General features: G+C 54.2%; 20 protein-coding genes. 12 read left to right on the top strand and 8 right to left on the bottom strand.

Going from position 1 to position 20458, the window contains the following annotated elements; genetic code table 11:
* Positions 1–3: 3 nt before the first annotated feature.
* Entirely contained in the window at positions 4–1014 is a 1011-nt protein-coding gene (gene ruvB / locus HVX64_RS13680) for a Holliday junction branch migration DNA helicase RuvB (protein ID WP_043000359.1), read from the top strand.
* 86 nt (positions 1015–1100) lie between these two features.
* Here ruvB and znuB read toward each other — a convergent pair whose 3' ends face one another.
* Together znuB and znuC are read right to left on the bottom strand one after the other, a co-directional pair.
* The gene (gene znuB, locus HVX64_RS13675; protein ID WP_044257629.1) at positions 1101–1886 is read right to left on the bottom strand and encodes a zinc ABC transporter permease subunit ZnuB; all 786 of its coding nucleotides are present in this window, start codon (positions 1884–1886) and stop codon (positions 1101–1103) included.
* The gene (gene znuC, locus HVX64_RS13670) at positions 1883–2638 is read right to left on the bottom strand and encodes a zinc ABC transporter ATP-binding protein ZnuC (protein WP_044257630.1); all 756 of its coding nucleotides are present in this window, start codon (positions 2636–2638) and stop codon (positions 1883–1885) included. Before znuC ends, znuB begins: the two co-directional genes overlap by 4 nt.
* Positions 2639–2716: 78 nt before the next feature.
* On the opposite strand from znuC, the gene znuA reads away from it, so the two are divergent.
* The 3 genes from znuA to lpxM all read left to right on the top strand — a co-directional run bounded on the left by znuA (position 2717) and on the right by lpxM (position 6093).
* Positions 2717–3661, top strand: coding sequence for a zinc ABC transporter substrate-binding protein ZnuA (gene znuA / locus HVX64_RS13665; protein WP_044257631.1), 945 nt, complete (start codon positions 2717–2719; stop codon positions 3659–3661).
* Between the two features lie 15 nt (positions 3662–3676).
* A complete protein-coding gene (gene mepM / locus HVX64_RS13660) occupies positions 3677–4999 on the top strand; it encodes a murein DD-endopeptidase MepM (protein ID WP_043000363.1) in 1323 nt (440 codons plus the stop codon).
* A gap of 122 nt (positions 5000–5121) precedes the next feature.
* Positions 5122–6093, top strand: coding sequence for a lauroyl-Kdo(2)-lipid IV(A) myristoyltransferase (lpxM, locus tag HVX64_RS13655; RefSeq protein WP_044257633.1), 972 nt, complete (start codon positions 5122–5124; stop codon positions 6091–6093).
* A 44-nt stretch (positions 6094–6137) separates the two neighbouring features.
* Here the strand turns inward: lpxM and pyk are convergent, their stop codons facing one another.
* Both pyk and HVX64_RS13645 read right to left on the bottom strand, forming a co-directional pair.
* The gene (gene pyk / locus HVX64_RS13650; RefSeq protein WP_043000365.1) at positions 6138–7580 is read right to left on the bottom strand and encodes a pyruvate kinase; all 1443 of its coding nucleotides are present in this window, start codon (positions 7578–7580) and stop codon (positions 6138–6140) included.
* Between the two features lie 248 nt (positions 7581–7828).
* Positions 7829–8698: a MurR/RpiR family transcriptional regulator gene (locus tag HVX64_RS13645; protein ID WP_044257634.1), complete on the bottom strand. Its 870-nt coding sequence runs from the start codon at positions 8696–8698 to the stop codon at positions 7829–7831.
* Positions 8699–9028: 330 nt separating this feature from the next.
* On the opposite strand from HVX64_RS13645, the gene zwf reads away from it, so the two are divergent.
* From zwf to kdgA, 3 genes are all read left to right on the top strand, one after another.
* Positions 9029–10504: a glucose-6-phosphate dehydrogenase gene (gene zwf / locus HVX64_RS13640; RefSeq protein ID WP_043000367.1), complete on the top strand. Its 1476-nt coding sequence runs from the start codon at positions 9029–9031 to the stop codon at positions 10502–10504.
* 233 nt (positions 10505–10737) lie between these two features.
* Positions 10738–12549, top strand: a complete 1812-nt coding sequence (gene edd, locus HVX64_RS13635) for a phosphogluconate dehydratase (RefSeq protein WP_044257635.1) — start codon at positions 10738–10740, stop codon at positions 12547–12549.
* A 35-nt stretch (positions 12550–12584) separates the two neighbouring features.
* On the top strand, positions 12585–13226 hold the full coding sequence (kdgA, locus tag HVX64_RS13630; RefSeq protein ID WP_043000369.1) for a bifunctional 4-hydroxy-2-oxoglutarate aldolase/2-dehydro-3-deoxy-phosphogluconate aldolase: 642 nt from the start codon (positions 12585–12587) through the stop codon (positions 13224–13226).
* Between the two features lie 105 nt (positions 13227–13331).
* On the opposite strand, the gene purT is transcribed toward kdgA, so the two are convergent.
* On the bottom strand, positions 13332–14510 hold the full coding sequence (purT, locus tag HVX64_RS13625) for a formate-dependent phosphoribosylglycinamide formyltransferase (protein WP_181825033.1): 1179 nt from the start codon (positions 14508–14510) through the stop codon (positions 13332–13334).
* A gap of 131 nt (positions 14511–14641) precedes the next feature.
* Here purT and yebG point away from each other — a divergent pair, with 131 nt between their 5' ends.
* The 4 genes from yebG (at position 14642) to ptrB (ending at position 18277) form a co-directional block, all read left to right on the top strand.
* Complete coding sequence (gene yebG / locus HVX64_RS13620) at positions 14642–14932, top strand: DNA damage-inducible protein YebG (protein WP_043000371.1); 291 nt, start codon at positions 14642–14644, stop codon at positions 14930–14932.
* A 73-nt stretch (positions 14933–15005) separates the two neighbouring features.
* A complete protein-coding gene (yebF, locus tag HVX64_RS13615; protein ID WP_043000372.1) occupies positions 15006–15359 on the top strand; it encodes a protein YebF in 354 nt (117 codons plus the stop codon).
* A 94-nt stretch (positions 15360–15453) separates the two neighbouring features.
* Complete coding sequence (locus tag HVX64_RS13610; protein WP_043000373.1) at positions 15454–16113, top strand: tellurite resistance TerB family protein; 660 nt, start codon at positions 15454–15456, stop codon at positions 16111–16113.
* An 88-nt stretch (positions 16114–16201) separates the two neighbouring features.
* On the top strand, positions 16202–18277 hold the full coding sequence (gene ptrB, locus HVX64_RS13605) for an oligopeptidase B (protein ID WP_044257637.1): 2076 nt from the start codon (positions 16202–16204) through the stop codon (positions 18275–18277).
* On the opposite strand, the gene exoX is transcribed toward ptrB, so the two are convergent.
* From exoX to HVX64_RS13590, 3 genes are all read right to left on the bottom strand, one after another.
* Positions 18259–18921, bottom strand: a complete 663-nt coding sequence (gene exoX / locus HVX64_RS13600) for an exodeoxyribonuclease X (protein ID WP_043000375.1) — start codon at positions 18919–18921, stop codon at positions 18259–18261. The genes ptrB and exoX overlap by 19 nt on opposite strands.
* 23 nt (positions 18922–18944) lie before the next feature.
* On the bottom strand, positions 18945–19607 hold the full coding sequence (locus tag HVX64_RS13595) for a carbon-nitrogen hydrolase family protein (protein ID WP_044257638.1): 663 nt from the start codon (positions 19605–19607) through the stop codon (positions 18945–18947).
* Positions 19608–19715: 108 nt separating this feature from the next.
* Positions 19716–19946: a DNA polymerase III subunit theta gene (locus tag HVX64_RS13590; RefSeq protein ID WP_042318454.1), complete on the bottom strand. Its 231-nt coding sequence runs from the start codon at positions 19944–19946 to the stop codon at positions 19716–19718.
* 137 nt (positions 19947–20083) lie between these two features.
* Between HVX64_RS13590 and yobA the strand changes: the two genes are divergently transcribed.
* Positions 20084–20458: a CopC domain-containing protein YobA gene (yobA, locus tag HVX64_RS13585; protein ID WP_044257639.1), complete on the top strand. Its 375-nt coding sequence runs from the start codon at positions 20084–20086 to the stop codon at positions 20456–20458.

Below are 20458 nucleotides of genomic sequence, written 5' to 3'. Positions count from 1 at the left end.
AGGATGATAGAAGCAGATCGCCTGATTTCGGCAGGTGCCGCACTCACAGAAGATGTCGCCGATCGCGCCATTCGCCCGAAATTACTCGAAGAGTATATCGGTCAACCTCAGGTGCGTTCGCAGATGGAGATTTTCATCCAGGCGGCAAAACTGCGGGGTGATGCGCTCGACCACCTGCTGATTTTTGGTCCTCCCGGACTGGGGAAAACCACGCTTGCCAATATCGTTGCCAATGAAATGGGCGTCAATCTGCGTACCACTTCCGGCCCGGTGCTGGAAAAAGCGGGCGATCTGGCTGCGATGCTGACCAACCTTGAGCCGCACGACGTACTGTTTATCGATGAGATCCATCGACTGTCGCCGGTGGTGGAAGAGGTGCTCTATCCAGCGATGGAAGATTATCAGCTGGATATTATGATCGGCGAAGGGCCGGCGGCGCGTTCAATTAAAATCGATTTGCCGCCGTTTACCCTGATTGGCGCAACGACTCGCGCGGGTTCACTGACCTCTCCTCTGCGCGATCGCTTTGGCATTGTGCAGCGTCTGGAGTTTTATCAGGTGCCGGATCTCCAGCATATCGTTGGGCGCAGCGCGCGCTTTATGGGGCTGGAGATGAGCGAGGAAGGGGCGCTGGAAGTGGCGCGTCGCGCACGCGGTACGCCGCGTATCGCCAACCGGCTACTGCGGCGCGTACGGGATTTTGCCGAAGTGAAGCATGATGGCACCATTTCCGCCGATATAGCTGCTAAGGCGCTGGATATGTTGAATGTGGATGCGGAAGGGTTTGATTACATGGACCGCAAGCTGCTGCTGGCGGTGATCGACAAATTCTTTGGTGGGCCGGTCGGGCTGGATAACCTGGCGGCAGCCATCGGTGAAGAGCGTGAAACCATTGAAGATGTGCTGGAGCCGTATCTGATTCAGCAAGGTTTTTTGCAGCGCACGCCGCGCGGAAGAATGGCGACAGTACGCGCCTGGAACCACTTTGGCATTACGCCACCGGAAATGCCTTAATGCCTGATGGTGCTGCGCTTATCCGGCCTACAAAATCACGTAGGCCGGATAAGACGCGTTAGCGTTGCCATCCGGCAACATACCCGTCAGCTTGCCTGCTTCTTCATCATGCTGAAGATAAACAGCAGTGCGGCGCACAGCACCACTGATGGGCCCGCAGGGGTATCGTAGAAGGCCGAGAAGGTCAGCCCACCTGTAACCGCTATCATTCCAGTTCCTACTGCAACGCCAGCCATCTGTTCCGGCGTCCGCGCAAAACGACGCGCTGTAGCTGCCGGGATAATCAGCAACGAGGTGATGATCAGCGCCCCGACGAACTTCATCGCCACGCCAATGGTTAATGCTGTCACCAGCATCAGTAAAAGCTTCACGCGCTGCAGTTTCACCCCGTCAACAAATGCCAGATCGGGGCTGATGGTCATTGACAGCAGATTGCGCCATTGCCAGAAGAGGATCGCCAGCACGATCACCACGCCCATGGCGATAGAGATCAAATCGTCCGGCGTAACCGCCAGCAGATCGCCAAACAGGTAAGCCATAAGATCCACGCGAATATTCGACATCAGGCTGACCACGACCAGGCCCAGCGACAGCGCACTGTGCGCCATAATGCCAAGCAGCGTATCGATGGCAAGGTGAGGGCGCTTCTCCAGCCAGACCAGGCCTGTCGCCAGCATTAGCGTCACAGCAATGACCGCATAGAAAGGGTTCACATCCAACAACAGGCCAAAAGCGACGCCGAGCAGCGACGCATGTGCCAGCGTATCACCAAAATAAGACATCCGACGCCAGACGACGAATGAACCCAGTGGACCCGCCGCACAGGCCAGCATGATCCCGGCTAACCAGCCAGGCAGTAATAATTCAATCATGATTGACCATTTCCCCGGCGCAACACAATACGACCCTGCAGGTCGTGGCGGTGATTATGATGATGACGGTAAATTCCCAGTTGCTCCGCGCCGCGAGGGCCGAACATCGAGATAAATTCCGGGTGCATGGAAACGATTTCAGGAGTACCTGAACAGCAAATGTGATGATTCAGACACAACACTTCGTCGGTTTTTGCCATCACTAGATGCAGGTCATGGGACACCATCAGCACGGCGCAATCCAGCTCACGACGTAACTGATCGATAAGGTCGTACAGCGCGACCTGGCCGTTGACATCTACGCCCTGAGTGGGTTCGTCAAGCACCAGAAGCTGTGGCTGATTGAGGAGCGCGCGCGCTAACAGGACGCGCTGCGTCTCGCCGCCGGAGAGCTTTTGCATCGGCGCGTCAATCAGATGCCCGGCCTGTACACGTTTCAGGGCCGGCAGGATGTCATCTTTCTTCGTACCGGGGCGCAGGCGTAAGAAACGACTGACGGTAAGCGGCAGGGTGGTATCGAGATACAATTTCTGCGGAACGTAGCCAATTCGCAGCTTACCATTACGCGTGATCACCCCTTCATCCGGGGCGACCAGTCCGAGAACGACGCGAACCAGCGTTGACTTCCCGGCGCCATTTGGGCCGAGTAGCGTTAAAATTTTTCCGGGTCTCAGTTCAAGCGAAACGTCAGAAAGGACGCGGCGCTGGCCGAAAGAGACCGAGACATTTTCCAGTGAAACCAAAGTCGTCATGTCAATTTTAGTCTTGCAGAAGTTATAGAATGTTATAATATCACATTTCTCACATTCGTTACGATGATTGGTCGCATTATGTTACATAAAAATACGCTTCTTTTCGCTGCATTATCCGCCGCTCTTTGGGGCAGCGCAACACAGGCGGCAAATGCCGCCGTTGTCGCTTCTCTCAAGCCATTAGGGTTCATTGCTTCTGCCATTGCTGATGGCGTCACGGAGACCCAAGTCTTACTTCCGGATGGGGCATCCGAGCATGATTATTCACTACGTCCATCTGACGTAAAACGCTTACAGGGCGCGGACTTAGTTGTCTGGATTGGGCCGGAAATGGAAGCGTTCATGGAAAAGTCCGTCAGCAACATTCCCGCCGCTAAACAGGTAACGATTGCGCAACTCAAAGACGTGAAACCGTTGCTCATGAAAGGGGCTGACGATGATGATGATGAGCACGACCACGATCATGACCACGGCGAAAAAGGTGACGCACATCACCATCATGGTGATTACAACATGCATCTTTGGCTCTCCCCAGAGATAGCGCGGGCCTCAGCGGTTGCAATCCATGGAAAATTAGTGGAACTTATGCCGCAAAGTCGAGCCAAACTTGACGCCAACCTGAAGGATTTTGAGGCACAATTAGCCGCAACCGATAAGCAGGTCGGTAACGAGCTCGCACCGCTCAAGGGCAAAGGGTATTTCGTTTTTCATGACGCCTATGGCTATTACGAAAAACACTACGGACTCACTCCATTGGGTCACTTCACCGTCAACCCTGAGATACAACCTGGTGCGCAGCGTTTACATGAAATAAGAACACAGTTGGTTGAGCAAAAAGCAACCTGCGTTTTTGCTGAGCCACAGTTCAGGCCAGCGGTCGTTGAAGCCGTTGCGAGAGGGACATCCGTTCGAATGGGAACGTTGGATCCCCTCGGGACAAACATCAAACTGGGTAAAACGAGCTATTCAGCGTTCTTGAACCAACTAGCGAACCAGTATGCGAGCTGCCTGAAAGGAGATTAATGAGGAAGTGAATACGTGCAACAGATAGCCCGCTCTGTCGCCCTGGCATTTAATAATCTGCCCAGACCCCATCGCGTTATGCTGGGGTCGCTTACTGTTCTGACACTGGCCGTTGCTGTCTGGCGGCCTTACGTTTATCACCCGGAATCTGCCCCCATTGTTAAAACGATCGAACTGGAGAAGAGCGAAATTCGTTCACTGCTCCCGGAGGCCAGCGAGCCTATCGATCAGGCGGCACAGGAAGATGAAGCCATTCCTCAGGATGAGCTGGACGACAAAACCTCGGGAGAAGCGGGCGTTCATGAATATGTCGTTTCGACGGGCGATACCCTCAGCAGCATTCTGAATCAGTACGGCATTGATATGGGTGATATCACCCAGCTTGCCGCGTCCGATAAAGAGCTGCGTAATCTGAAGATTGGTCAACAGCTCTCCTGGACGCTGACCGCGGACGGCGATTTACAGCGTCTGACGTGGGAAATGTCGCGTCGCGAAACCCGTACCTATGACCGTACTGCGGCGAACGGCTTTAAAATGAGCGCGGAAACGCAGCAGGGCGATTGGGTAAACAGCCTGATGAAAGGCACCGTTGGCAACAGCTTTGTCGCCAGTGCGAAAGCTGCCGGGCTGACCAGCGCTGAAATTAGCGCGGTGATCAAAGCGATGCAGTGGCAGATGGACTTCCGCAAACTGAAAAAAGGCGATGAGTTCTCTGTGCTGATGTCTCGTGAAATGCTGGACGGCAAGCGTGAGCAGAGCCAGTTGTTGGGCGTGCGTTTGCGTTCAGAAGGTAAAGATTATTACGCTATCCGTGCCGAAGACGGTAAGTTCTACGACCGCAATGGTACCGGGCTGGCGAAAGGCTTCCTGCGTTTCCCGACGGCGAAACAGTTCCGCATTTCGTCTAACTTCAACCCGCGTCGAACCAACCCGGTTACCGGACGTGTCGCGCCGCACAGAGGCGTGGACTTCGCGATGCCGCAGGGGACGCCGGTGCTGTCCGTGGGTGACGGTGAAGTCGTCGTGGCGAAACGCAGCGGTGCGGCTGGCTATTATGTGGCGGTGCGTCACGGTCGTACCTATACCACGCGCTATATGCACCTGCGTAAACTGCTGGTGAAACCGGGACAAAAGGTTAAACGTGGCGATCGTATCGCACTCTCCGGTAATACCGGACGTTCTACTGGCCCGCATCTTCACTATGAAGTCTGGATTAACCAGCAGGCGGTTAACCCGCTGACGGCGAAACTGCCGCGTACTGAAGGACTGACCGGTAAAGATCGTACCGATTACCTGGCGCAGGTCAAAGAGGTTCTGCCGCAGTTACGCTTCGATTAATCACTCATGACCTCAAAGCCGGTACGCAGCGCGTGTGCCGGCTTTTTTATTTTGTGCGCGGCAGGGTGCGCCGCTACACTATCATCAGATTTACTTTTCGCGTCATCAGGCACTGGATAAGCATGGAAACAAAAAAAAATAATAGTGAGTACATCCCTGAGTTTGAGAAATCTTTTCGCCATCCGCGTTACTGGGGCGCATGGCTGGGCGTCGCGGCGATGGCGGGTATCGCCTTAACGCCTGCATCCTTTCGCGACCCGCTGCTGGCAAAACTGGGCCGTTTCGCCGGGCGTCTGGGTAAAAGCTCGCGTCGCCGGGCGTTGATTAACCTGTCATTGTGCTTTCCGGAACGTAGCGAAGCTGAGCGCGAGGCTATCGTCGATGAGATGTTTTCAACTGCGCCGCAGGCCATGGCGATGATGGCGGAACTGGCGATTCGCGGTCCGGAAAAAATTCAGTCGCGCGTTGACTGGGAAGGGCTTGAAATCATCGAGGAGATGCACCGCAACAACGAAAAGGTGATCTTCCTGGTGCCGCATGGCTGGGGTGTGGATATTCCGGCAATGTTAATGGCGTCTCAGGGCCAGAAGATGGCGGCAATGTTCCATAATCAGGGAAACCCGGTGTTTGATTACGTCTGGAACACGGTGCGCCGCCGCTTTGGTGGTCGCCTGCATGCGCGTAATGACGGCATCAAGCCGTTCATTCAGTCTGTTCGTCAGGGGTACTGGGGATATTATCTGCCCGATCAGGATCATGGTCCTGAACACAGTGAGTTTGTCGATTTCTTTGCCACCTATAAAGCGACGTTGCCGGCCATTGGTCGACTGATGAAAGTGTGTCGGGCGCGCGTCATTCCGCTGTTCCCGGTATACAACGGCGATACCCACCGGTTGACGATTCAGGTGCGCCCGCCCATGGACGATCTTCTGACCGCTGATGACAACACTATTGCCCGTCGAATGAATGAAGAGGTGGAAGTTTTTGTTGGCCCGCATCCCGAGCAATATACCTGGATCCTGAAACTGCTGAAGACCCGCAAACCGGGCGAGATCCAGCCGTATAAGCGCAAAGATCTCTACCCCCTCAAATAAAAAAAGGCCTCTCACATGAGAGGCCTCTTTGTATCAGCCGTCGATTACTCGACGGTCAGAATACGCGTGGTATTGGTTGAGCCAATGGTGCTCATCACGTCGCCCTGCGTCACGATCACCAGATCGCCGGACACCAGGTAGCCTTTGTCACGCAGCAGATTCACCGCTTCGCTTGCTGCGACAACGCCTTCCGCCGCACTGTCGAAATGCACCGGCGTGACGCCACGGTACAGCGACGTCAGGTTCAGCGTACGCTCATGACGGGACATGGCGAAAATCGGCAGGCCGGAGCTGATGCGAGAAGTCATCAGCGCAGTACGACCGGATTCCGTCATGGTAATGATCGCGGTCACCCCTTTCAGGTGGTTTGCCGCGTACATGGCGGACATCGCAATCGCTTCTTCAACATTGTCGAACTGTACGTCCAGACGATGTTTGGAGACATTGATGCTGGGGATTTTTTCTGCACCCAGGCAGACGCGCGCCATCGCCGCGACGGTTTCCGCCGGGTACTGGCCTGCCGCCGTTTCGGCTGACAGCATGACCGCATCGGTACCATCCAGCACGGCGTTCGCGACGTCCATCACTTCCGCACGGGTTGGCATTGGGTTGGTGATCATCGACTCCATCATCTGGGTCGCGGTAATCACCGCGCGGTTCAACTTACGTGCGCGACGAATCAACGTCTTCTGGATGCCGACCAGTTCCGGATCGCCAATCTCAACGCCGAGGTCGCCACGAGCGACCATCACCACGTCAGAAGCCAGAATGATGTCATCCATCGCATTCTGGTCGCAGACCGCTTCCGCACGCTCAACTTTGGCCACAATCTTGGCATCACAGCCCGCATCACGCGCCAGGCGGCGAGCGTAGTTCAGATCTTCGCCGCAACGCGGGAAGGAGACAGCCAGATAGTCAACGCCAATCTGAGCGGCGGTCACGATATCGGCTTTGTCTTTTTCGGTCAGGGCTTCTGCGGAGAGACCGCCGCCCAGCTTGTTGATGCCTTTGTTGTTGGAGAGCGGGCCGCCCACGGTCACTTCCGTGAACACTTTCATACCCTGAACTTCCAGCACTTTTAACTGCACGCGGCCATCGTCGAGCAGCAGAATGTCGCCAGGTACCACGTCTGCCGGCAGACCTTTGTAGTCAATGCCGACTTTTTCTTTGTCGCCTTCACCTTTACCCAGGTTGGCATCCAGGAGAAATTTGTCACCGATGTTGAGGAATACTTTGCCTTCTTTAAAGGTAGAGACGCGAATTTTTGGCCCCTGGAGATCACCCAGAATGCCTACGTGGCGTCCCAATCTGGCAGCGATCTCACGAACTTTATCCGCGCGCATTTTATGATCTTCTGGCGAACCGTGAGAGAAATTCATCCGCACGACGTTAGCACCAGCAGCGATAATCTTTTCAAGATTGTTATCGCGGTCGGTAGCCGGGCCTAATGTCGTAACGATTTTGGTTCTGCGAAGCCTTCTGGACATGTAATACTCCGTTGACTGAAACAACTAGGTGTTGCGTGAAAATTGATCCGGCAGTTCTGAAAAACCTTACCCCCGTCATACTTCTGGTTGCCTGTGCGTTGGCCTCCTTGCTCACCCCAGTCACTTACTTCAGTAAGCTCCTGAAGATTCGCTGCGTTGCCGCCTTTCCACAACTCGAATTACGTAGGGTCTACATAGCATAGCGAACAAGACCGGATGACGAATTTAAGTCGTACTTATTATTGCTATTAGCGGTCATTACTCTTGATGAGCAGTTCTTTATCAAAACGCGATTCCTTGAGCGCTTCTTTGACACGCTTCAAGTTATCTCTGAATTTTGCCCCACGGCGCAAAGTAAATCCCGTAGCCAGCACATCTATCACGGTCAACTGCGCAAGTCGAGAGACCATGGGCATATAAATGTCAGTATCTTCCGGCACATCGAGCGTAATTGCCAGCGTGGCTTCACGCGCCAGCGGCGTATCAGCGGAGGTTAACGCGATCACCATGGCATCGTTATCACGTGCAAGCTGCGCCAGTTCGACCAGACTCTTGGTGCGACCGGTATGCGAAATCAGCACGACCACGTCATCGTCACTACAATTCATACAGCTCATCCGTTGCAAAACGACGTCGTCGGAGTAGATAACCGGAACGTTGAAACGGAAAAACTTGTTCATGGCATCATGGGCGACGGCGGCGGACGACCCCAGGCCAAAGAAAGCGATTTTCTTGGCCTGCGTCAGTAAATCCACCGCGCGGTTGATCGCCGATTTGTCCAGCGACTGGCGAACGTGGTCAAGACTGGCCATCGCGGATTCGAAAATCTTGCCCGTATAGGATTCGACACTGTCATCTTCATCCACATTACGATTAACATAAGGGGTACCATTTGCCAGACTTTGTGCCAGATGCAGTTTAAAATCGGGGAAGCCCCGGGTTTCCATGCTGCGACAAAAACGGTTCACCGTCGGTTCACTGACGTTGGCTTCCTGCGCAAGCGTGGCAATACTGCAATGGATGGTCCGCTCGGGTGAGGCGATGATGACATCGGCGACTTTGCGTTCAGATTTGCTCAAATGTTCCAGTTGAGACTGGATCTTTTCCAGCATATTCATGATGTAGACCCACGGAAATAACGATTTCAGTGATACAAGAAATCGAGAGGCAATTTTGGTAGATAGTACCCCTGCTAATCAGAGAAGGGGGCAAAATGGTCAGCAGAGTTGTTGTTTTTTTTCATAACATGATCAACATCGTGTTTTGACTCAACGTTATGCGTCGCAAACCAACGACAATTTTGACCAATTTGCGCCGTTAAGCGCCAACCGCACAGTGGGTTAAGCGTTTACGGTTTCCGGAATCACGTAAAAGCAGTACAGTGCACTGTAATAAAATTACAAGTAATGCCTGGCAAAGTACCAGGATAGCTAACTAAGGAGAATGACATGGCGGTAACGCAAACAGCCCAGGCATGTGACCTGGTCATTTTCGGCGCGAAAGGCGACCTTGCGCGTCGTAAATTGCTGCCTTCCCTGTATCAACTTGAAAAAGCCGGTCAGCTCAACCCTGAAACCCGCATTATCGGGGTAGGCCGTGCCGACTGGGATAAAGATGCCTACACGAAGGTGGTGCGCGAAGCGCTCGAAACCTTCATGAAAGAAAAGATAGATGAAGGATTGTGGGACACCCTGAGCGCTCGCCTGGATTTCTGCAATCTGGATGTGAATGATACCGCGGCGTTTACTCGTCTTGGGGCGATGCTCGATCAGAAAAACCGCACCACGATCAACTACTTCGCCATGCCGCCAAGCACGTTTGGCGCAATCTGTAAGGGACTGGGCGAAGCGAAACTGAATGCCAAACCGGCACGCGTGGTGATGGAAAAACCGTTGGGTACCTCACTGGCGACATCTCGCGAGATCAACGATCAGGTTGGCGAATATTTTGAAGAGTGCCAGGTTTACCGCATTGACCACTATCTGGGAAAAGAGACCGTTCTGAACTTGCTGGCGCTGCGTTTTGCCAACTCCCTGTTTGTGAATAACTGGGATAACCGCACGATCGATCATGTGGAAATCACCGTGGCAGAAGAGGTGGGCATTGAAGGGCGTTGGGGTTATTTCGACCAGGCCGGGCAGATGCGCGACATGATCCAGAACCACCTGCTGCAAATTCTGTGCATGATTGCGATGTCGCCGCCGTCGGATCTGAGCGCTGACGCCATTCGTGATGAAAAAGTGAAGGTGCTGAAGTCGCTGCGTCGTATCGATCGCTCAAATGTGCGTGAAAAAACCGTTCGCGGCCAGTACACCACCGGCTTTGCTCAGGGCAAAAAAGTCCCGGGCTATCTGGAAGAAGAGGGTGCGAACAAGAGCAGTAACACCGAAACGTTTGTGGCGATCCGCGTCGACATTGATAACTGGCGCTGGGCGGGCGTGCCGTTCTACCTGCGTACCGGTAAACGTCTGCCGACGAAATGTTCTGAAGTTGTGGTTTACTTCAAAACGCCTGAATTGAACCTGTTTAAAGAGTCCTGGCAGGATCTGCCGCAGAACAAGCTAACCATTCGTCTGCAGCCGGATGAAGGCGTGGATATCCAGGTTCTGAACAAAGTTCCGGGTCTTGACCACAAGCATAACCTGCAAATCACCAAGCTGGATCTGAGCTACTCCGAAACATTCAATCAAACGCATCTGGCGGATGCTTACGAGCGTCTGCTGCTGGAAACTATGCGCGGCATTCAGGCGCTGTTTGTGCGTCGGGATGAAGTCGAAGAGGCGTGGAAGTGGGTAGACTCCATTACCGAAGCGTGGGCGATGGACAACGATGCGCCGAAACCGTACCAGGCCGGGACCTGGGGGCCGGTTGCTTCGGTGGCGATGATCACCCGTGACGGTCGTTCCTGGAATGAATTCGAGTAAAAAGTGTCTACCACTCCTGTGTTATTTTACCGGTAACATGATCTAACACAGATTGTTGAACAATTTTTGCACTTTTAAGCCTCGTGTGGATTCACCCGCGAGGCTTTTTTTATTACACTGCCTGAAACGATTTTGCCCCTGAGCTCCGGTGAACAAGCGTTTCCTGTATTTATACACGCAGTAAATGAACTTGCCAAACCTGTAGCTCTGACAGATAAATTTCAGGAGCCTCTATGAATCCGAATTTGTTACGCGTAACACAACGTATTGTTGAACGTTCCCGTGAGACCCGTTCTGCCTACCTCGCTCGTATAGAACAGGCTAAATCCTCGACCGTTCACCGCTCACAACTGGCATGCGGGAATCTGGCGCACGGATTCGCGGCTTGTCAGCCAGACGATAAAGCCTCTCTGAAAAGCATGTTGCGTAACAATATCGCGATCATCACTTCCTACAACGACATGCTCTCCGCACATCAACCCTACGAACATTATCCGGACATCATTCGCAAAGCGCTGCATCAAGCCAATGCGGTCGGGCAGGTCGCGGGCGGCGTTCCGGCAATGTGTGACGGCGTCACGCAGGGGCAGGACGGTATGGAGCTTTCGCTGCTGAGCCGCGAAGTGATTGCGATGTCCGCCGCGGTGGGACTCTCTCACAACATGTTCGACGGCGCGCTGTTCCTCGGCGTCTGTGACAAAATCGTCCCGGGTCTGGCGATGGCGGCGCTGTCATTCGGTCATCTGCCTTCCATCTTCGTGCCGTCAGGTCCAATGGCGAGCGGCCTGGCGAATAAAGAGAAAGTCCGCATTCGTCAGCTCTATGCTGAAGGTAAAGTTGATCGTATGGCGCTTCTGGAGTCTGAAGCCGCCTCCTATCATGCGCCGGGCACCTGCACGTTCTACGGTACCGCGAACACCAACCAGATGGTGGTGGAGTTCATGGGGATGCAACTGCCGGGGTCCTCGTTTGTTCACCCGGATGCTCCGCTGCGTGAAGCGCTGACGGCAGCAGCAGCGCGCCAGGTGACGCGCCTGACCGGTAACGGTAACGAATGGATGCCGATCGGCAAAATGATTGATGAAAAAGTGGTGGTGAACGGGATTGTCGCGCTGTTGGCGACCGGCGGTTCAACGAACCATACCATGCACCTGGTGGCGATGGCCCGCGCTGCGGGTATCCAGATTAACTGGGATGACTTCTCTGACCTCTCCGACATCGTGCCGCTGATGGCGCGTCTCTATCCTAACGGCCCGGCGGATATTAACCACTTCCAGGCCGCGGGCGGTGTCCCGGTCCTGATGCGTGAACTGCTGAACGCGGGTCTGCTGCATGAAGATGTCAACACCGTGGCCGGTTACGGCCTGAAGCGCTACACCCTGGAACCGTGGCTGAACAATGGCGAACTCGACTGGCGTGAAGGCGCGGCCAAATCGCTGGACAGCAATGTCATTGCTTCCTTTGACCAGCCGTTCTCTCATCATGGTGGCACTAAAGTGCTGAGTGGTAACCTCGGTCGTGCGGTTATGAAAACGTCCGCCGTACCGGCCGAGAATCAGGTGATTGAAGCGCCGGCCGTTGTTTTTGAAAGTCAGCATGATGTCCTGCCGGCCTTTGAAGCGGGTCTGCTGGACCGTGACTGCGTGGTAGTTGTGCGTCATCAGGGACCAAAAGCGAACGGAATGCCAGAATTACATAAACTCATGCCGCCACTTGGTGTATTATTGGACCGTCGTTTCAAAATTGCGTTGGTTACTGATGGTCGACTTTCCGGTGCGTCCGGTAAAGTGCCTTCAGCCATCCATGTAACCCCGGAGGCCTATGATGGCGGACTGCTGGCAAAAGTACGCGATGGCGACATTATTCGGGTGAACGGACAGACAGGTGAATTGACGCTGTTGGTTGATGAGGCGGAGCTTGCCGCTCGCCAGCCGCATATCCCGGATCTGAGCGCATCGCGCATCGGTACGGGGCGTGAAATGTTCGGCGCGCTGCGTGAACAGTTGTCCGGCGCAGAACAGGGCGCAACCTGTATTCATTTTTAAGGCATATTTTGTAATCAGGCGAGAGAAAAACTCTGATGAAAAACTGGAAAACAAGTGCAGAAGCAATCCTGACCACCGGCCCGGTTGTCCCGGTGATCGTAGTGAATAAACTGGAACACGCTGTGCCGATGGCAAAAGCGCTGGTTGCGGGTGGGGTGCGCGTACTGGAAGTGACGTTACGTACCGCCTGCGCGATGGATGCTATCCGCGCTATCGCCAAAGAGGTTCCGGAAGCCATTGTGGGTGCGGGTACGGTGCTGAATCCGCAGCAGCTGGCTGAGGTTACTGCAGCCGGTGCGCAGTTCGCTATCAGCCCAGGTCTGACCGAGCCGCTGCTGAAAGCGGCAACCGAAGGCACGATCCCGTTGATTCCTGGCATCAGCACCGTTTCTGAACTGATGCTGGGTATGGACTACGGCCTGAAAGAGTTCAAATTCTTCCCGGCAGAAGCCAATGGCGGCACTAAAGCACTGCAGGCCATTGCCGGTCCGTTCTCTCAGGTGCGTTTCTGCCCGACTGGCGGCATCTCTCCCGCTAATTACCGCGATTACCTGGCACTGAAAAGCGTGCTGTGCATCGGCGGTTCCTGGCTGGTGCCGAATGACGCGCTGGAAGCCGGTGACTACGATCGTATCACCAGACTGGCTCGCGAAGCGGTTGAAGGCGCGAAGCAGTAAGCTACCCATGTATAAGCCGTAGGCCCGATGAGACGCGTTAGCGCCGCCATCGGGTTTTGCCGGATGGTGGCATGACTGCCTTATCCGGCCTACGGTTGCTGTTGTTTACCCTGTCACTTTCACCTGCGCGGCGGCGTTCTTCGCGCGTTCAATAGCGTCAGCAACGTTGTCTGCCGTTGCCAGCGCCACACCCAGGCGACGCGATCCTTCAATTTCCGGCTTACCGAAGAAACGGACCTGCACACCGGCACCGACGGCGGCCTGAACATTGCCAAACGTCACGTCCTGACTGGTCAGTTGCGGTAAAATCACCGCAGAAGCTGCCGGACCATACTGACGAATGGCCCCCACGGGCAGTCCGAGGAAAGCGCGTACATGCAGGGCAAACTCCGACAGATCCTGAGAGATCAGCGTCACCATGCCGGTATCATGCGGGCGAGGGGAGACCTCGCTGAAGATGACCTCATCCCCGCAAACAAACAGCTCCACGCCAAACAGACCGTGACCACCCAAGGCTAATACCACTTTACGGGCAATGTCCTGAGCGCGTTCCAGCGCCAGTGCGCTCATCTGTTGCGGCTGCCAGGATTCACGATAATCGCCATCTTCCTGGCGATGACCCACCGGTGCACAGAAATGGACGCCATCGACCGCGCTGACGGTGAGCAGGGTGATTTCAAAATCAAACTTCACAACCCCTTCGACGATGACCCGACCGGCACCCGCGCGACCGCCCTGTTGGGCATAGTCCCAGGCTTGTGCCAGCTGCGCTTCGGAACGAATAAAACTCTGCCCCTTGCCGGATGAACTCATCACCGGTTTGACAATGCAGGGATAACCAATTTCAGCCACGGCGTCGCGGAAGGTGGCTTCACTGTCGGCAAAACGGAAGGTTGATGTGGGCAGTGCCAGTTCTTCTGCCGCCAGGCGGCGAATACCTTCACGGTTCATCGTGAGTTTTGTCGCGCGCGCGCAGGGCACGACGTTCAACCCTTCCTGTTCCAGCGCTACCAGCATATCCGTGGCAATGGCTTCAATCTCTGGCACGATATAGTGCGGTTTTTCCAGCTCCACTACGCGACGAAGCGCGTCGCCATCCAGCATATTAATGACGTGAGAACGATGTGCGACATGCATGGCCGGTGCGTCGGCATACCGGTCCACCGCGATCACTTCCACGCCGAGACGCTGGCACTCGATGGCCACTTCTTTACCCAGTTCACCAGAACCCAATAACATCACCCGAGTTGCTGCCGGACGCAGCGCTGTGCCTAATATCGTCATGAAAATATCCCCCAACAAATTTGGCCGCAGTATATACGAAAACGTTTGCGTCTGTCTTTATTGCCAGGTTGATTTCAGCGGTGAAATAGAATATACTGTACATAAATACAGTAATATTGAGAGGCTGCAACATGGCGGTTGAAGTTAAATACGTAGTCATTCGGGAAGGTGAGGAAAAAATGTCATTTACCAGCAAAAAGGAAGCCGATGCGTATGACAAGATGCTGGATACGGCGGATCTACTCGACACCTGGCTTGAACAGTCCCCGCTAACGCTGGAAGACGAACAGCGTGAAGCACTGTCGCTGTGGCTGGCCGAACAAAAAGAGGTGCTGAGCACCATCCTCAAAACCGGCAAGTTGCCTTCTCCGCAGGTGGTTGATAATGACGCCGCTGCCGGGGACGATACGCAGGCGGCCTGAATCTGACTTGCGCTCCTGACGTTTTGTACCATGCTTTTCCCTGTATCACTGTGCTATGGAGAAAGGGAAAAGTATGAAAAGAACGGGCGTGTTAGCCTGCTTGCTGTTGTTATGCACCAGTGTATCGGTGTCTGCGGCAGGTACGGACAGTAAGACGGTTAAGTTCCTTAACTGTGAAGGTCTGGATACCGAGGGTATTGCGGCGAGCGTTAAGCGCGATTATCAGCAGAATCGCATTGCGCGTTGGGCCGACGATCAAAAACATGTGGGTCAGGCCGACCCGGTGGCATGGGTTAATCCAAAAGAGATCACCGGTGGCGAGGGTAAGTGGGTAGTACCGCTGACCGTGCGTGGGAAAAGTGCGGATATTCATTATCTGGTGAAGGTCGACTGCAAGGCCGGCACGGCGGAATATCGTTCGCAATAGCACGAACATTTGCGCATCTTTAGCGCTGACAGACATTTCCTGACATCCCCTCGGGTACGCTTTGACAATTCATTGTCAGTACTTGAGGGGCAAAATGGCTAACTGGCTTAATCAATTACACTCTCTTCTCGGGCAAAACGGATCGTCCTCCTCTTCTTCAGGTGAACAGGGATTAAGTAAGCTGCTGGTACCCGGCGCGTTGGGTGGTCTGGCGGGGTTACTGGTCGCTAACAAATCCTCACGCAAACTGCTCAGCAAATATGGCACCAGCGCGCTGCTGGTCGGCGGCGGTGCGGTAGCGGGGACGGTCTTGTGGAACAAGTACAAGGATAAAATCCGTGCGGCGCATCAGGGTGAACCACAGTTCGGCGCGCAAAGTACGCCGCTGGATGTGCGCACCGAACGGCTGATCCTGGCGCTGGTCTTCGCCGCGAAAAGTGATGGCCATATCGATGCCAACGAGCGGGCGGCAATCGAACAGCAACTGCGTGAAGCAGGCGTAGAAGAGCAGGGGCGCGTTTTCATTGAACAGGCGATTGAGCAGCCGCTCGATCCGCAGCGCCTTGCGCAGGGGATCCGCAACGAAGAAGAGGCGCTGGAGATCTATTTCCTCAGCTGTGCGGCGATTGATATCGACCACTTTATGGAGCGCAGCTACCTGAACGCGCTGGGTGATGCGCTGAAGATCCCACAGGATGTCCGTGATGGCATTGAGCAGGATCTGAAACAGCAAAAACAGGCATTACCTGGCTAACGAAATACCGCGCGCAGCATGTTTCGCTTGCATCATTCGTGACTTTTGCCACCCTTAGAGGATGTATAAAGACGAAAGAAACAGACACATGCTGCCAAAAGCAAATCGTATCCCTTACGCCATGACGGTCCATGGCGACACGCGCATTGATAACTACTACTGGCTGCGGGACGACACGCGCTCGCAGCCCGAGGTGCTTGACTACCTGCAACAGGAAAACCGCTACGGACATCAGGTTATGTCTACGCAGCAAGCCTTGCAGGATCGCGTGCTAAAAGAAATTATCGATCGCATTCCTCCCCGCGACACCTCTGCGCCATACGTGAAGAACGGTTATCGCTATCGCCATCTCTATGAACCCGGGTGTGAGTACGCCATTTATCAACGCCAGTCTGCACTGAGTGAGGAATGGGATGACTGGGAAACGCTGCTTGATGGCAACAAACGGGCGGCACACAGTGAGTTCTACACTCTGGGGCGACTGGCGATAACGCCGGATAACACCATTATGGCGCTGGCGGAAGATTATCTTTCGCGCCGCCAGTACGGGATCCGTTTTCGCAATCTGGAAAACGGTAACTGGTATCCGGAGATGCTGGATAATGTGGCTCCCGAATTTGTCTGGGCAAATGATTCCCTGACCTTTTACTACGTCCGTAAACATGCCACGACGCTCTTACCTTACCAGGTCTGGCGTCATACCGTCGGCACGCCCTCAGCCGATGACGAGCTGATTTACGAAGAAAAAGACGACACTTTCTACGTCAGCCTGCACAAAACGACGTCGCAACATTACCTCGTCATTCATCTGGCGAGCGCGACGACCAGCGAGGTTTTACTGCTGGATGCTGAACTGGCTGATGCTGAACCTTTCATCTTCCTGCCGCGCCGCAAGGATCACGAATACAGCCTCGATCACTATCAACATAAGTTTTATCTGCGTTCGAACCGCGAGGGTAAAAATTTTGGTCTTTATCGCACCCGTGTGCGCGATGAGAAACAGTGGGAAACGCTGATCCCGGCCCGTGAAGCGATCATGCTGGAAGGGTTTACGCTTTTTACCGACTGGCTGGTAGTGGAAGAGCGCCAGCGTGGCTTAACCAGCCTGCGGCAGATCAATCGTAAAACTCGCGAGGTGGTGGGGATTGCCTTCGACGATCCGGCTTATGTCACCTGGCTTGCGTACAATCCGGAACCGGAAACCTCACGCCTGCGCTATGGCTACTCCTCGATGACCACGCCGGACACGCTGTTTGAACTGGACATGGATACGGGTGAACGACGGGTAATTAAACAGACAGAGGTACCGGGATTTGACGCCGCCAACTATCGCAGTGAACACCTGTGGATCACCGCCCGTGATGGTGTCGAGGTTCCGGTATCACTGGTCTATCATCAGAAATACTTCCGTAAGGGGCAAAATCCGTTACTGGTTTACGGCTACGGTTCCTACGGCGCCAGCATGGATGCCGATTTCAGCAGCAGCCGGTTAAGTCTGCTGGATCGTGGATTTGTCTATGCCATCGTTCACGTGCGAGGCGGAAGCGAACTGGGGCAGCAGTGGTATGAAGACGGTAAATTCCTGAAAAAGCGCAATACCTTCAACGACTATCTTGATGCCTGTGATGCGTTGATTGCCCAGGGCTACGGCTCGCCCTCTCTCTGTTATGGCATGGGCGGTAGCGCGGGAGGAATGCTGATGGGCGTGGCGATCAACGAGCGTCCCGAACGCTTTCATGGCGTGGTTGCCCAGGTGCCGTTTGTGGATGTGGTGACGACGATGCTGGATGAGTCGATACCCCTGACGACCGGTGAGTTTGAGGAGTGGGGGAATCCAAAAGATCCGCAGTATTACGCTTACATGAAAAGCTACAGTCCGTACGATAATGTCAGGGCGCAGGCTTACCCGCATCTGTTGGTCACCACCGGACTGCATGATTCGCAGGTCCAGTACTGGGAACCGGCAAAATGGGTGGCGAAACTGCGCGAGCTGAAAACTGATGACCATCTGCTGTTACTGTGCACCGATATGGATTCCGGACACGGCGGTAAGTCAGGTCGTTATAAATCCTGGGAAGGCGTGGCGCTGGAATTTGCATTCCTGATTGGTCTGGCACAAGGAACATTGCCCGGTAACGGCGCTGTTCAGGCGTTATCCAGATAGTGTTTGAGGGTTAAACGCAGCTCCGGGCTCATGCTGTCGAGGTTGTTAAACAACCAGCGCAAATAGCCCGGATCGCGCTCTGCGACATCGGAAACGGCTTTGCCGCGATACTTACCAAAGGTGAAGGTGGTCAGTAACCCCGGCCGCCCGGTGATATCGACCATCTGCTCCGCCGTCCAGCCGGAAGTATTCATAATATCGATGAGCAGCGCGGCGGTAATATAGCAGTCATAGAGTGCGCGGTGGTGATGCAGACCCGCAGGCGTTTGCACGTTCAGTTTACGTGACTTATAGAGCGCCATATTACTGTACTTAATCCCTGGCCAGAGGCGACGGGAAAGTTTCATGGTGCAGATCCACTCGCCTGGCATGTCTGGCAGCACACGACGGTCAAAGCTGGCGTTGTGCGCCACATACCATTCGCTGCCGTAATAGTGGGGGATAACCTCTTCAATCCACGGCTTATCTGCCACCATCGCTTCGGTAATGCGATGAATGGCCATCGCCTGTGGCGAGATTGGCCGGTCAGGGCGCACCAGGTGGCTCATAGGATTCACGATCTTACCGTCAACCACGTCAACAGAGGCGATCTCTACAATCCCGCCCTGCAGGCCACAGGTCTCAGTATCGATGATGCGCAGCATGTAAAACTCCTGACCGAAAACGATTAGCGTAATGGAATGATATCACCTTGCCAACCCTGCGTTGTGCGCTGCCCCGTTAATAACAGCGAACCACGGTCGGCGCGGACAATTAATTGCCCGCTTTCATCCCATAATGCGCTACTTCCTCGCGCATTGGCCATCAGTACGGCAATCGAGAATTGATGTGAGAAATGTTGTAACTGCGACGTGGAGGTCAGCAATTCCGGCTCACTGACGCTTTGGCTGGTGGTAAACAGAGAAAACGCCGGATCCATATCGACACCTTCCGGTTGCTCATCCACCACGCTGATGGCTTTAAGACCCTTACCAAGACACGCGCCGTGGCTTTGAGGAAACAGACGCAGTGAGGTTATCCATGGTGCGAAGACGGCAATCCCTTTGACAAAACGGTTGTTATGCTCGACCGGAAGACCGGCAATGATCGTCATGCGGTGCGCGTGAGCGGCCTGAGAGAGCGGTTGTAGCAGACTGATATCGATATCCGGCGGCGCAGGCAGGCACTGCGATTCGTCCATGCAACCGAGTAAGGAGAGGGCGGGAAACACCAACAGTTCGCACTGTTGCCGGGCTGCTGCGTCGATGAAATTCAGGTGATGAGCGATATGTTCACGAACAGATGTTTTTAGCGGTTCATACTGTGCAGCAGCGATTTTCCAGCGTGACATAATGACTTCCTTTTCATAGTGTCTACAATCATCCTTAAATCATAGAATAAGAATGCACTTATACTGTAGCAGGCAATATGTAAGGATATGTAACTTCACGCCGAAAAATTATTTAGGTTTCGGCTCATACGGTAAACGGGACAACGAAACGGACGCCAGACGATGGGCGATCAGACGCTCGCGAAACCAGTCGCGCAGATGTGCAGGTTGCTCACGTTCTACCACTTCAGCGACAACGGGCATGTTGTAGCGCTCTTTAAACGCGACGCCGGCAGCGGCCAGATCTACGTTTACTTTGTCCATTTCAGCCTGTTCAAGCTGAGCCAGATTTTTGTGCATGGGCTTCTCCTTCGATCTTGCGCGCAGAAGTTACTAAGAGTCGACCACAATGGCAAGCCGCAATTGATGATTGTCGACGCGAACATTATAGAAGGTTATCCTCTCAGGATAAGTCATTACAAAAGGGAATAGTTGATATGGTCTTTCCTGCACGTACTTTCCGCTATACGCTCCTTTTTCTGGCAGCCGCTCTGGCAACCCCCACCGTGTGGGCGCATGCGCATCTGACACACCAGTATCCCGCGGCGGATGCCGAGGTGACCGCCGCGCCGCAGGCGCTGACGCTTAATTTCTCTGAAGGTATTGAGCCCGGATTCAGCGGGGCGACAATTACCGGTCCAAAACAAGAGGGAATCAGAACCCGTCCCGCAAAGCGTAACGAACAGGATAAAAAACAGCTCATCGTCCCGCTTGATGAAACGCTGAAGCCGGGCGAATACACGGTGAACTGGCACGTGGTGTCTGTCGATGGACACAAAACCAAAGGGCAGTACACCTTTAGTGTGAAATAA

The sequence above is a fragment of the Citrobacter sp. RHB20-C16 genome (genome assembly GCF_013890155.1).
Classification (GTDB): domain Bacteria; phylum Pseudomonadota; class Gammaproteobacteria; order Enterobacterales; family Enterobacteriaceae; genus Citrobacter_A; species Citrobacter_A amalonaticus.
Note: the sequence above shows the minus strand (reverse complement) of the source record. Positions and strands in the feature narration are given on the sequence as shown.